Origin of the sequence: Streptomyces sp. NPDC046716, from assembly GCF_040645755.1 — a bacterium.
Lineage (GTDB): Bacteria > Actinomycetota > Actinomycetes > Streptomycetales > Streptomycetaceae > Streptomyces.
The window spans coordinates 1-12,808 of the sequence record NZ_JBEYYU010000008.1; the positions used below are offsets into that span (position 1 = coordinate 1).

The following is a 12,808-nucleotide window of genomic DNA, read 5'->3' on the forward strand; positions in this document are numbered from 1 at the left end:
GAGCGGGTGGCCCGGGCACAGGGGGCGAGAGTCGTGCGGTGCGCCGTGCGCGGGGAGGTGGCCGAGGTGACGGCGGGGGCGGGCAGCGGAGTACTCGCCCAGGGGAGGCTGCGCGAAGCGCATGCCTCAGGGGCGCGGGGAACTGCGCGACCAGCCACGACGCACCCGCACGCGGCAACGGACCACGCCCCCGCGGCGCTAGACCCGCTCCACGATGGTGGCGATGCCCATGCCACCGCCGACGCACAAGGTGGCCAGCCCGTACCGGAGGTCCCTGCGCTCGAGTTCGTCGACGAGCGTGCCCAGGATCATCGCGCCGGTCGCCCCCAGCGGATGCCCGAGCGCGATCGCGCCGCCGTTGACGTTCACCTTGTCCAGCGACAGACCCATGTCCTTGACGAAGCGGAGCACCACCGCGGCGAAGGCCTCGTTGATCTCGACGAGGTCGATGTCGTCGATGGTCAGACCGGCCTTGGCGAGCGCCTTGCGGGTGGCGGGCGCCGGGCCGGTGAGCATGATGGTCGGCTCGGAGCCGGAGACGGCCACGGAGACGACGCGGGCGCGGGGCGTGAGGTCGTACCGCTCCCCCACCTCGCGCGAGCCGATGGCGACCAGCGACGCGCCGTCGACGATGCCCGAGGAGTTGCCCGCGTGGTGCACGTGGTCGATCTTCTCGACCCAGTGGTACTTCTGCAGCGCTACGGCGTCGAAGCCGCCGAGGTCGCCGATGTCCTTGAAGGACGGCTTGAGCTTGGCGAGCGAGTCGGCGGTGGTGCCCGGCCGCAGGAACTCGTCGTGGTCGAGGACCGTGAGCCCGCTGCGGTCCTTCACCGGTACCACCGACCGCTCGAACCGGCCGTCCTTGACCGCGGCGGCCGCCCGCTCCTGCGACAGCGCCGCGTACTCGTCGACGTCGCGGCGGGAGAAGCCCTCGATGGTGGCGATGAGGTCGGCGCCGATGCCCTGCGGCACGAAGCCGGTCTCGAAGTTGGTCATCGGGTCGGCGAACCAGGCACCGCCGTCGGAGGCCATCGGCACCCGCGACATCGACTCGACACCGCCGGCGAGGACCAGGTCCTCCCAGCCGGAGCGGACCTTCATCGCGGCGAGGTTGACGGCTTCGAGGCCCGACGCGCAGAAGCGGTTCTCCTGCACGCCCGCGACCGTGTCCGGCAGTCCGGCCGCGATGGCGGCGACGCGGGCGATGTCGGAGCCCTGGTCGCCGACCGGGCCGACGACGCCGAGGACGATGTCGTCGATGGCGGCGGGGTCGAGGCCGGGGAAGCGGGCCCGGATCTCGTGGATGAGGCCGACGACGAGGTCGATCGGCTTGGTGCCGTGCAGGGAGCCGCTGGCCTTGCCCCGGCCACGAGGGGTGCGGATCGCGTCGTAGACGTACGCGTCTGTGGTCACGGAAGTGCCTTTCAGCAGGGGTGTTTTCAGGACAGCAGCGAACGGCCGATGATCTCCTTCATGATCTCGGTCGTCCCGCCGTAGATGGTCTGGATGCGTCCGTCGGTGAAGGCCTTCGCGACGCGGTACTCGGTCATGTAGCCGTAGCCGCCGTGGAGCTGGAGGCAGCGGTCGGCGACGCGCTTCTGCAGTTCGGTGGCCCACCACTTGGCCATGGAGGCGTGCACGGCGTCGAGGGTGCCGTCGGAGTGGTCCTCGATGCAGCGGTCGAGGAAGGTCCGGGTGACGGCGCACTCGGTGGCCATCTCGGCGATCTCGAACCGGATGTGCTGCAGCTTGGCGAGCGGCCGCCCGAAGGCCTCGCGCTCCTTGACGTACGTCGTGGTGATCTCCAGCAGGTGCTCGGCTGCGGCGATGGCGGCGACGGCGATGCCCATGCGCTCCTGCGCCAGGTTCGTCATCAGGTGGATGAACGCGCCGTTCAGCTCACCGAGCAGATTCTCCTTGGGAACCCGTACGTCGTTGAAGAACAGCTCGGCCGTGTCCTGCGCCTTCTGGCCGATCTTGTCGAGGTTGCGGCCGCGCTCGAAGCCCTCGGCGCCGCGCTCGACGACGAGGAGGGACAGGCCGTGGGCGCCGCCCTCCTGCGTGGTCTTGGCGACGACGATCACGAGGTCGGCCAGGATGCCGTTGGAGATGAAGGTCTTCGAGCCGTTGAGCAGCCAGTGGTCGCCCTTGTCCTCGGCGCTGGTGCGGATGCCCTGGAGGTCGGATCCGGCGCCGGGTTCGGTCATCGCGATCGCGGTGATCAGCGAGCCGTCGCAGAAGCCGGGCAGCCAGCGCCGCTTCTGCTCGTCCGTGCCGAGCGAGGTCAGGTACGGGCCGATGATGTCGTTGTGCAGGCCGACCGCGAGCCCGGCGGCGCCGGCCCGGGTGAACTCCTCGGCGAGGACGGCGCTGTAGCGGAAGTCGGTGGTGCCGCCGCCCCCGTACTCCTCGGGCACGGCGAGTCCGAGGAGGCCCTGGCGGCCGGCGGCGAGCCAGGCCTCCCGCGCGACGATGCCGTCCTTCTCCCACTGCTCGTAGTGCGGGGTCACCTCCTTGGCGAGGAAGGTGCGCACGGTCTCCCGGAACGCCTCGTGCTCGGCGGTGAACAGGCGTCGTTCCATGCTCGCGATCAACTGCCTTTCTTCGGAGGGGCGGTGGGCTCGCCGGTCAGATCCGGAACGTCCCAGTCGCGCGCCACGGCCGCGGTGTCGGCGCCCGGCTGCGCGGGCCCCGAACGGACGGAGGTGGGGGTGCGCGTGAAGCGGGGGGCGGGGGCGGGCTGGGTGATGCCGCCGTGGTCGACGAAGGTGCCGCGGGCGGCGAGATGCGGGTGCCCGGGCGCCTCGCGCAGCGACAGGACGGGGGCGACGCAGGCGTCGGAGCCCTCGAAGACGGCCGTCCACTCCTCCCTCGTACGCTCCTTGAAGCGTGCGGAGACCGCCTCGCGCAGCTCGCCCCAGCGGGTCAGGTCCTTGCGGGCGGGGGCGGTGTCCGCGAGGCCGAGCAGGTCGATGAACTCGTCGTAGAACTGCTGCTCCAGGGCGCCGACCGCCATGTACTGGCCGTCGGTCGTCTCGTACGTGCCGTAGAACGGGCAGCCGCCGTCCAGCAGGTTGGCACCGCGCCGGTCCTGCCAGCCGCCCGCCGCGAGCATGCCGTGGATCATCGAGGTGAGGTGGGCGGTGCCGTCGACGATGGCGGCGTCGACGACCTGGCCGGCGCCGGTGTCACGGGCGTGGTGCAGGGCCGCGAGGATGCCGACGACGAGGTAGAGGGAGCCGCCCGCGAAGTCCCCCACGAGATTGGCGGGGACGGTCGGCGGCTCGTCCGCTTTGCCGATCATGCCGAGGGTGCCGGTCGGCGCGATGTAGGCGATGTCGTGCCCGGCGCGCTGCGCGAGGGGGCCGTCCTGGCCCCAGCCGGTCATCCGGCCGTAGACCAGCTTCGGGTTCCGGGCGTGGCAGACGGCGGGGCCGACACCGAGCCGCTCGGCGACGCCCGGCCGGTAGCCCTCGATGAGCACGTCCGCGCGGTCGACGAGTCCGAGCACGCGCTCGGCCCCGCCCTCGGCCTTCAGGTCGACGACCACGGAGCGCTTGTTGCGGTTGGTGATGTCGTACTCGGGGTTGATCGCGAGTCCGCCGCCGCCGGGCCGGTCGACCCGCACGACGTCGGCGCCGAGGTCGGCGAGGAGCATCGCGGCGAACGGACCCGGGCCGATCCCCGCGAGCTCGACCACGCGCACCCCGGCGAGCGGGCCGCCGTGCTCGTCGCGGGTCTCCGTGCCTGCCATGGTCATCCGGTCACGCCCCCAGGCCGTCTGTGACACAACTGATGTAACACCAACGATGCTATGAACACGGACCGGTCAGCACAAGCCCTTGACGAGCAAGCGCTTAGCCAATTTCCGAGTCGTCACGCTAGCCTCGGCCACCGGCAACGGCCCGGACGCACGATGAGGGGTGTCATGAACGAGCGTGGGAAGCCCGACAGGACCGACAGGGCGTACGACGTGGTGCTCTTCGGGGCGACGGGGTTCGTGGGCGTGCTCACGGCCGAGTACCTCGCGGCCCACGCGCCCGACGGGCTGCGCTGGGCGATCGCGGGCCGGGACACCGCGAAACTGGAGCGGCTGCGCGAGCGGCTCACCGGGATCGACCCGGAGTGCGCGGTGCTGCCGCTGGAGCGCGCGGACGTCGCCGATCAGGCGAGCCTGCGCGAACTGGCCGCCCGCGCGCGCGTGGTGATCTCCACCGTCGGCCCCTACCTGGAGTACGGGGAGGGCATCGTCGCGGCGTGCGCCGACGCGGGCACCGACTACGTGGACCTGACGGGCGAGCCGGAGTTCGTGGACCTGATGTACGTGCGCCACGACGCCCGCGCGCGGGAGACGGGCGCCCGTCTGGTGCACGCCTGCGGCTTCGACTCGGTGCCGCACGACCTGGGCGCCTACTTCACCGTGCGGCAGCTGCCGGAGAGGGTGCCGCTGCGGGTCGACGGGTTCGTGCGGACCAACGCCCGGTTCTCGGGCGGTACGTTCGCGTCCGCGCTGAACCAGTTCGCGCGCGGGCGCCAGATGCTCGCCGCCCAGCGCGACCGGCGGCGCCACCAGCCGCGCCTCGTGGGCCGTACCGCGTACGCGCCGACGGCCGCGCCGCGGTACGCGAAGGAGGTCGGCGCGTGGGCGGTGCCGCTGCCGACGATCGACCCGCAGGTGGTGCAGCGCTCCGCGCGGGCCCTGGAGCGCTACGGCCCCGACTTCCGCTACCGGCACTACGCTGCGGTGAAGTCGCTGCCGGTCGCGGTCGGTGGCGTCGCCGCCGCGGGCGCCCTGTTCGCGGCGGCCCAGGTGCCGCCCGCGCGGCGCTGGCTCGGCGGTCGGCTGCTGCCCGGAGCCGGCCCCGACGCGGAGCGCCGGTCCAAGAGCTGGTTCTCGGTGCGGTTCGTGGGCGAGGGCGGCGGACGGCGGGTGTTCACCGAGGTGTCCGGCGGGGACCCGGGCTACGGGGAGACCGCGAAGATGCTGGCCGAGTCCGCGCTGTCGCTCGCGCTGGACGACCTGCCGGAGAGCGCCGGGCAGGTCACCACGGCGGTGGCGATGGGGGACGCGCTCACCGCGCGGCTGCGGAAGGCCGGGATCACGTTCAGGGTGGCGGCCGAGCGCTGATGGCCACCGCCTCGCACCCCTAAAGGGCCGCCAAGGCGTCCCTGCACAGGCGGTCCGCTCGTCTTGTCGTCTCCGGTTGACGGTAGGCCGGAGTGAGGGACAACGCGTGCGCGCACGCGTTGTCCAGGGACACCCGGTGACCCACCGAGACGTACACCGGCTTGATACCCGCGCGGGTGCGCAGCGCGCGGCCGACCTCCTCGGTGCCGTCGAGGAGCGGGGCCGCACTCCCCCGCTCCGGCCCCAACTCGCCCTCCGCGAACACGAACGGATTCTTGGCGACTCCCATCGTGGGCAGTCCGGTGAGCACGCCCAGATGGCTGGCGAGACCGAAGCGGCGCGGGTGGGCGATGCCGTAGCCGTCGCAGACCACCAGGCCCGGGTCGGTGCGCAGCGCCTCCAGGGCACCGAGGACCGCGGGGATCTCCCGGAACGCCAACAGGCCGGGGACGTACGGGAAGGCGACGCGCCCGACGGCCGTCGCCTCCTCGACGACGTCGAGCGTGGCCGGGTCCAGGACGACGGCGGCCGCGGCGACGACATCGCGTTCGTCGTCGTAGGCGACGTCGATCCCGGTGACCGGACCCGCACCGGGCGGCGGCCCGGCCTCGTCGAGGACGACGCGGCCGCGCAGCGCGTCCTGCACCGCCCGCGCCGCCACCTCGTCGGCCGGCCAGCCCGCCGGGATCCCCGTGATCGTCACCATGCCGCAACCCTAGACGCCGGGCGCGGGCGGACTCAGGCCCAGGTGGCCGGCTCCCAGATGCCGGAGCGGCGCAGCGACTGCGGGCAGTGCAGATAGATCTCGTCGATGTCCAGGAGCAGGGCGAGGCTCGGCCGTTGGCCCTTGACCTCCATGAGGTCGAAGAAGGGCGCGTCGGTGAGGATCCGCGCGCGGCCGTTGACCCGCAGGACGTCCTTGGCGCCGGGTATGAGGAAGAGCAGGCCCGCGTTCGGGTTCTCCAGGATGTTGTGGAAGCTGTCGCCCCGGCGGTTGCCGGGGCGGTCCGGCAGGGCGAGCGTGCCGTCGTCGACGATGTGCGCGAATCCCGGGCCGTCGCCGCGCGGCGAGACGTCGCAGGCGCCGCGCGCGTCGGAGGTGGCGAGCAGGCAGAACGGGGAACGGGCGATCAGCTCCCGGTCCCGCGCGTCGAGCCGGTCGTGCACCTTGTCGATCACGACGGGGTGCGGCTCGCCGAGGATCTCGCGCAGCTGGGCCGGGTCACGCAGTTCCACCTGGCCGGTGGCCGGTTCGCGGGTTTCGGTGGCGTACGGCAAGCCGTCTCCTGAGGTCGTGCGGGTGACGTCCGGGTAGGTGCTACATCCACCCGTTCGAGTGTTAGGTTAGCCTGACCTTACCCTCCGGAGGCTGTCGCTCCGGATCGCTGCCGGGCTTCGTCCGCGCGCCCTGAACAGGACAGATCAGTGCAACTCACCGCGCGGGCCACCGCTCCACCCCGCCCTCCGACGGCGCCCCGCCGCCGTTCCGGTCGTCTGCCGCTCGGCCTGGCCGCGCTCGTACTGTTGCTCGTCGCCGCCGTCGCGCTCAGCCTGACGGTCGGTTCCGGCCAGGTGGCGTGGGCCGATGTCGTGGCCGGAGTCTTCCATCCCGACCGGTCCGACCGCGCCCAGCTGATCGTCCAGGAAGTACGGATCCCGCGCACCGCGGCCGGCGTCCTGGCCGGGGTCGCGCTCGGCCTCGCGGGCACCGTGATGCAGGGCGTGGCCCGCAACCCCCTCGCCGATCCGGGCCTGTTGGGCGTGAACGCGGGCGCCTCGGTCTCGGTGGTCTTCGCCATCAGCGTGCTGTCGCTGGCCGAGCCCGAGCAGTACATCTGGTTCGGCTTCCTCGGCGCGTGCGTCTCCGCCGTCCTCGTGTACGGCGTCGGCAGCCTCGGCCGGGAGGGAGCGACCCCGGTCAAACTGGCCCTCGCGGGCGCCGCCGTGGCCGCCGCGCTCTCCGCGCTGACCAGCGCCATGCTGCTCACCGACCGCGGGACCTTCGACCAGTTCCGGTTCTGGCAGGTGGGCTCGCTCAGCGGCCGGGAGCCCGAAGTGCTCTGGCAGGCACTGCCGTTCATCGTGGTGGGCGGTGTGCTCGCGCTCGCGCTCGGACCGCAGCTGAACACCCTCGCGCTGGGCGACGACACGGCCCGCGGGCTCGGCCAGCGGATCGCGCTCGCCCGGCTCGGCGCCGCCGCGTGTGTGGTGCTGCTGTGCGGGGCGGCGACCGTCGTCGCCGGGCCGCTCGTCTTCGTGGGTCTGGCGGTGCCGCACGCGGCGCGCCTGCTGACCGGCCCCGACCACCGATGGGTCCTGCCGTACAGCGCGCTGCTCGCACCGGCCCTGCTGCTGCTCGCGGACGTCGTGGGGCGGCTCATCGCACGCCCTGGCGAGGTGCAGGTCGGCGTGATGACCACCGCGCTCGGCACGGTCCCCTTCATCCTTCTCGTCCGGCGCCGGAAGTCGGTGGAGCTGTGAGCGACATATCCCCGCCCCGAACCGGTAAGGGTTCCCTTACTTCTCCCGCAACTTCCCCCGCTGCTTCGCCCGCACCTGACCTGCGGGCGGCCACCGCCCGGGTCGCGGCGGTCCGCCGACGGGGCCGCGCCCGGCTCGTCGGAGTGAGCGCGGCGCTGCTCGCGGCGACGGCCGCCGCCTTCTGCTTCGCGCTCAGCTACGGCGACTACACCGTGCCGCTGCCCGACGTGGTGCGCACCCTGCTCGGCGGCGGTGACCCGGGCAGCCGGTTCGTCATCGTCGAACTGCGCCTGCCGCGCGCCCTGCTGGCCCTGCTGGTGGGCTGCTGCTTCGGCATGTCCGGCGCCGTCTTCCAGACCCTGCTGCGCAATCCGCTGGCGAGCCCCGACGTGATCGGGGTCAGCTCGGGCGCGGGCGCCGCCGTCGTGCTCGCCGGTGGGCTCACCGGGCTGAGCGGGACGCCCCTGTCCTTCGTCGCGCTGGCCGGTTCGCTGCTGACGGGCACGGCGATCTATCTGCTGGCCTGGCGCGGCGGCGTCAGCGGATACCGGCTCGTCCTCATCGGGCTCGGCATCGGCATGGGCCTGTCGAGCGTCATCTCGTACCAGATGACGCGGGCGGAGGTCACCGAGGCGCAGAACGCGTTCCTGTGGCTGTCGGGGAGCCTCAACGGCCGGTCCTGGCCTCAGGTGTGGCCGCTGCTCGTCGGCGCGGCGGTCCTCGTGCCGCTCACCGCGCTCGCCGCCCGTGTCCTGCCCACCCTGCAACTCGGCGACGACGCCGCGGGCGGTCTCGGCGCCCGGGTCGAGCGGGACCGGCGCGCACTGCTCGCCTGTGCCATGGGGCTCGCCGGGATCGCCACCGCCGCCGCGGGCCCGGTCGGTTTCGTCGCGTTCCTCGCGCCGCCGATCGCCCGGCGCCTGGTGCCGGGCCAGGGCGCGGCGCTGCTGCCGTCCGCCGCCGTGGGCGCGCTCCTGGTGAGCGTCGCGGACTTCGCCGGCCAGCACGTCCTGGACGGCACGCAGTTGCCGGTCGGCATCGTCACCAGCGTGATCGGCGCCCCCTACCTGCTGTGGCTGCTGGCCCGCGCCAACCGCGTCGGTCAGGGCGGCTGACCCATGAACACCTCTCCGCACACCCCGCGGCCCATCGAGGAGAAGCCCGTGGCATCCCCGCACACCCTCCAGGCCCGTGGCCTCGAACTCGGCTACGGCGAGCGCCGGATCGTCTCCGGCCTCGACGTCGACGTACCGCCGGGCGCGATCACCGTCGTCGTCGGCCCGAACGCCTGCGGCAAGTCGACCCTGCTGCGCTCGATGGCCCGGCTGCTCACGCCGACCGACGGCGCGGTGCTGCTCGACGGACGCGATGTGCACAAGACGGCCACGAAGGACGTCGCCGCCGTGCTCGGCGTGCTGCCGCAGACGCCGGTGGCGCCCGACTCCATCACGGTCGCCGACCTGGTGGGCCGGGGCCGCTACCCGCACCAGGGCTGGTTCCGCCGCTGGACGGCCGCCGACGACGCCGCGGTCGCCACCGCCCTGCACGCCACCGACGCCCTCGACCTCGCCGACCGGCCCATCGACGAACTCTCCGGCGGTCAGCGCCAGCGCGTGTGGATCGCGATGGCGCTGGCCCAGGAGACCGACGTGCTGCTCCTCGACGAGCCGACGACGTACCTGGACATCAGCCATCAGCTCGACGTCCTCGACCTGCTCACGGACCTCAACCGCGAGCGCGGAGTCACCCTCGTCGTCGTCCTGCACGACCTCAACCTGGCCTGCCGCTACGCCGACCACCTCATCGCCATGAAGGACGGCCGGATCGTCGCCGAGGGCGCGCCCTCGGCGATCGTCACCGAGGCACTGGTCGAGGAGGTCTTCGGGCTGCGCAGCACCGTCGTGCCCGACCCGGTGTCCGGCACGCCCCTGATCGTCCCCGTGGGCCGACACCACGCCGGCCCCGTCACTCCCGCCCCGTAACACGACTCGCGTACCTCCCCGCTCACAGAAGAGAACAGGTTCCATGGCCATCGCCACTCCCCGCCGCCGCTCGTTGCTCGTCGGCGCCCTCGCCCTGACCCTCACCGGCACACTCGCCGCCTGCGGCTCGGACAAGGACGACGCGTCGGACACCGCCGGCTCCGCGTCGACCGGCTCCTTCCCCGCGAAGGTGTCCACCAAGTTCGGGACCGTCACCGTGAAGCAGCAGCCCAAGCGGGTCGTCGCGCTCGGCTGGGGCGACGCCGAGACGGCGCTCGCGCTCGGGGTGCAGCCGGTCGGGCAGAGCGACTGGCTGGCGTTCGGCGGCGACGGTGTCGGCCCGTGGGCCAAGGGGAAGTACGACAAGTCGCCGCAGAAGATCGGCACCCTCGAGCCCGAGTACGAGAAGATCGCCGCGCTGAAGCCGGATCTGATCCTGGACACCAAGTCGAGCGGCGACCAGACCCGTTACGACACCCTCAGCAAGATCGCGCCGACCATCGGGGTACCCAAGGGCGGCGACCAGTACAAGGTCTCCTGGGAGAAGCAGACCACGATGGTCTCCCAGGCACTGGGCCTGGCCGACCGGGGCAAGAAGCTGATCGACGGGACGAAGCAGGAGTTCGCCGCCGCCGCGAAGGCGCACCCCGAGTTCAAGGACCGGACCATCACGGTCGGCTCGCGCACCGCGACGACCTGGGGCGCGTACGTGCGCGGCACCGGCCGGGTGGACTTCGTCGAGCGGCTCGGGTTCACGAACAACCCGGCGGTGGAGAAGAAGGCCGGCAGCGCGTTCTCGGTGTCCGTGTCGGAGGAGAACCTCCAGCTGCTCGACGCCGATCTGCTGGTGATGGCGCCGATCGGCACCACCGCGAAGAAGGTCGGCTCCGACCCGCTGTACCGGGCGATCCCGGGGGTGAAGAAGGGCCACTCGCTGGTCTTCGACGACAAGAACATCTCCAGCGCCTTCGCCACGGACTCGATCCTGTCGACGCGCTACGCGCTGAAGCACGTGGTGCCGCTGCTCGCGGAGAAGCTCAAGTGACGTGGACCGTCTAGCCTTTGGCGTCGTGCAGCAGAATCGACGACGCGACAGGCGGCCGGTGCGCCGCGTGGGGCCGGTGCGCGAGCCGTCCCCCGCGGTCCCGGTGCCCCAGGGCGCCGATGTCGTCCTCGTCGGGTTCTTCTCCGGCAAGCAGCGGGACTTCGGCGCGCTGATGGACGCGGCGGCCGAGGAGTTGGCGCGGCGCGGCGCACGGGTCGTCGGCCGTATCGTGCAGCGGCGCGGTGTCTCGGCCGGCGGGGCCGCGCGGATGACCCTGCCGTACTCCTCGCGGACGCTCCTCAGCTACGGCAAGGTCCGCGAGACCGCCGCCCTGTGCGCCCGTACGCGCGCGGAGGCGGCGGTGTTCCTGTGTTCACTGACGGACCGTCAACGCCGGGTGCTGACCAGGATGCTGGGCGTCCCCGCGGTCAGCCTCCACACCGATTCGGACGAGGCGGCCTAGACCCGGCTCCCCGCCGTCGTGTCGGACGACAGTCGCTGGGCCACGTACACCGGGATCACGGACAGCAGGACGAGGACGACGGCCACGACGTTGACGACCGGGGCCTGTTGGGGCCTGGCCATGTTGGAGAAGATCCAGACGGGGAGCGTCTGGACGCCGGGGCCCGCCGTGAACGTGGTCACCACGATCTCGTCGAAGGACAGCGCGAACGCGAGCAGTCCGCCCGCGGCGAGCGCCGAGCGGGTCAGCGGGAAGGTGATGTCGCGGAAGGTGCGGAAGGGGCCGGCGCCCAGGTCCATCGCCGCTTCCTCGTACGTGCCGGACAGTCGGTTCAGGCGTGCCGCCACGTTGTTGAAGACGACCACGACGCAGAACGTGGCGTGTCCGACCACGACGGTGAACAGGCCGAGGCCGATGCCGAGGGGTTCCAGGACGGTGCGGAAGGCCGTGTTGAGGGCCACACCCGTGATGATGCCGGGCAGCGCGATCGGCAGGACGACGGCGAAGGAGATCGCGTCGCGGCCGAAGAAGCGGTGGCGGGCCACCGCGAACGCGATGAGGGTGCCGAGGACCAGCGCGATGACGGTGGCGCCGAGCCCCGCCTTCACCGAGGTCCACAGCGCGTCGCGGGCGCCCGCGCTGTGCCAGGCCGCGCGCCACCAGTCGAGGGTCGCCCCGTCCGGCGGCCAGCCCGAACTGCGGTCGCGGTTGAAGGAGTTGACGACGACCAGGAGCAGCGGCACATAGATCACGGCGAAGCCGAGCAGCGCGCAGACGCGCAGCGCGATCCGGGCGGGGCGGGACAGGTGCACCGCCGTCTCCTTTCGGTGGGCCGTTCACAGGCTGCTCAGCGCGCCCGTGCGGCGCACCGCCAGCAGGTACAGGACGATGACGACGACCGGAACGGTGCCGAGTGCGGCGGCCAGCGGCAGGTCGAGCGTGATGTTGGAGTAGACGAGGTTGCCGATCAACTGGGTCTTGCCGCCGACGATCTGGACCGCGATGTAGTCGCCGAGGCTGAGGGAGAACGTGAAGACGGAGCCCGCCGCGACGGACGGCAGGACGAGCGGCAGCAGCACGGTGCGCAGGGTGCGCCAGGTGCGGGCGCCGAGGTCGGCGGAGGCGTCGAGCAGGCTGTCCGGGACGCGTTCGAGACCGGCGTGGATCGGCAGGATCATGTACGGCAGCCAGAGGTAGGTCAGCACGAGGACCGTCGCCGTGAGGCCGTACCCGGGGCCGTCGAGACCGAACGGTTCCAACAGCCGGTCGAGCAGGCCCCCTTGGGCGAGCATGACCCGCCACGCGTACGCCTTCACCAGATAGCTCGCCCAGAGCGGGGTGAGGATCGCGACGACGAGGAGGGGGCGCCACCGGGGACGGGCGACGCGCGCCGTGTAGAAGGCGATGGGGAACGCGATGACCACGCACAGGACCGTGACGCCCAGCGCGACTCCCACACTGCGGAGCACCACCTGGCGGTACACGTCCGTCGTGAACAGGGCCTTGAAGTTGTCGAGCGTCCAGGTCCGCACGATGTCGGACGTGAACGGGTCGGTGGTCCACAGACCGGACAGGAACAGGACCGCGAGCGACCCGAGGTAGGCGACGACCAGCCAGGTCAGCGGCGCGGCCAGGAGCAGGGCGAGGCGGAGCCGGGGGCTGCGGTGCAGCGCCCCGGAGACCTTTCGCGGGGCCGTGTCGGCCATCTC

At 72.3% G+C, this 12,808-nt stretch carries 13 protein-coding genes; 6 read left to right on the forward strand and 7 right to left on the reverse strand.

Features of this window, described 5'->3' with window-relative positions:
• Positions 1–198: 198 nt before the first annotated feature.
• Genes ABZ930_RS08350 through ABZ930_RS08360 form a run of 3 tightly spaced genes read right to left on the reverse strand, consistent with a single transcriptional unit; the run spans position 199 to position 3,760 of the window.
• Positions 199–1,413 (reverse strand): acetyl-CoA C-acetyltransferase, encoded by a 1,215-nt coding sequence (locus tag ABZ930_RS08350; protein WP_361543492.1) that lies wholly within the window; start codon positions 1,411–1,413, stop codon positions 199–201.
• A gap of 26 nt (positions 1,414–1,439) precedes the next feature.
• A complete protein-coding gene (locus ABZ930_RS08355) occupies positions 1,440–2,582 on the reverse strand; it encodes an acyl-CoA dehydrogenase family protein (protein ID WP_361543495.1) in 1,143 nt (380 codons plus the stop codon).
• A gap of 8 nt (positions 2,583–2,590) precedes the next feature.
• Positions 2,591–3,760, reverse strand: coding sequence for a CaiB/BaiF CoA-transferase family protein (locus tag ABZ930_RS08360; RefSeq protein WP_361543498.1), 1,170 nt, complete (start codon positions 3,758–3,760; stop codon positions 2,591–2,593).
• A 168-nt stretch (positions 3,761–3,928) separates the two neighbouring features.
• Between ABZ930_RS08360 and ABZ930_RS08365 the strand changes: the two genes are divergently transcribed.
• A complete protein-coding gene (locus ABZ930_RS08365) occupies positions 3,929–5,128 on the forward strand; it encodes a saccharopine dehydrogenase NADP-binding domain-containing protein (protein ID WP_361543501.1) in 1,200 nt (399 codons plus the stop codon).
• A gap of 19 nt (positions 5,129–5,147) precedes the next feature.
• On the opposite strand, the gene ABZ930_RS08370 is transcribed toward ABZ930_RS08365, so the two are convergent.
• Positions 5,148–5,834, reverse strand: coding sequence for an endonuclease V (locus ABZ930_RS08370; protein ID WP_361543504.1), 687 nt, complete (start codon positions 5,832–5,834; stop codon positions 5,148–5,150).
• A 32-nt stretch (positions 5,835–5,866) separates the two neighbouring features.
• Entirely contained in the window at positions 5,867–6,406 is a 540-nt protein-coding gene (locus ABZ930_RS08375) for an MSMEG_1061 family FMN-dependent PPOX-type flavoprotein (RefSeq protein ID WP_361543507.1), read from the reverse strand.
• 216 nt (positions 6,407–6,622) lie between these two features.
• Here ABZ930_RS08375 and ABZ930_RS08380 point away from each other — a divergent pair, with 216 nt between their 5' ends.
• From ABZ930_RS08380 to ABZ930_RS08400, 5 genes are all read left to right on the forward strand, one after another.
• Positions 6,623–7,609, forward strand: a complete 987-nt coding sequence (locus ABZ930_RS08380; protein WP_361543950.1) for an iron ABC transporter permease — start codon at positions 6,623–6,625, stop codon at positions 7,607–7,609.
• Positions 7,610–7,689: 80 nt separating this feature from the next.
• A complete protein-coding gene (locus ABZ930_RS08385; protein ID WP_361543953.1) occupies positions 7,690–8,724 on the forward strand; it encodes an iron chelate uptake ABC transporter family permease subunit in 1,035 nt (344 codons plus the stop codon).
• Between the two features lie 3 nt (positions 8,725–8,727).
• Complete coding sequence (locus tag ABZ930_RS08390) at positions 8,728–9,591, forward strand: ABC transporter ATP-binding protein (RefSeq protein ID WP_361543510.1); 864 nt, start codon at positions 8,728–8,730, stop codon at positions 9,589–9,591.
• A 43-nt stretch (positions 9,592–9,634) separates the two neighbouring features.
• Positions 9,635–10,636, forward strand: a complete 1,002-nt coding sequence (locus tag ABZ930_RS08395) for an iron-siderophore ABC transporter substrate-binding protein (protein WP_361543513.1) — start codon at positions 9,635–9,637, stop codon at positions 10,634–10,636.
• A 25-nt stretch (positions 10,637–10,661) separates the two neighbouring features.
• A complete protein-coding gene (locus tag ABZ930_RS08400) occupies positions 10,662–11,099 on the forward strand; it encodes a hypothetical protein (RefSeq protein ID WP_361543516.1) in 438 nt (145 codons plus the stop codon).
• Here ABZ930_RS08400 and ABZ930_RS08405 read toward each other — a convergent pair.
• Together ABZ930_RS08405 and ABZ930_RS08410 are read right to left on the reverse strand one after the other, a co-directional pair.
• Positions 11,096–11,911, reverse strand: coding sequence for an ABC transporter permease (locus ABZ930_RS08405; protein ID WP_361543519.1), 816 nt, complete (start codon positions 11,909–11,911; stop codon positions 11,096–11,098). The two genes, ABZ930_RS08400 and ABZ930_RS08405, sit on opposite strands and share 4 nt — an antisense overlap.
• 24 nt (positions 11,912–11,935) lie before the next feature.
• Positions 11,936–12,805, reverse strand: a complete 870-nt coding sequence (locus tag ABZ930_RS08410) for an ABC transporter permease (RefSeq protein ID WP_361543522.1) — start codon at positions 12,803–12,805, stop codon at positions 11,936–11,938.
• Positions 12,806–12,808: the final 3 nt, after the last annotated feature.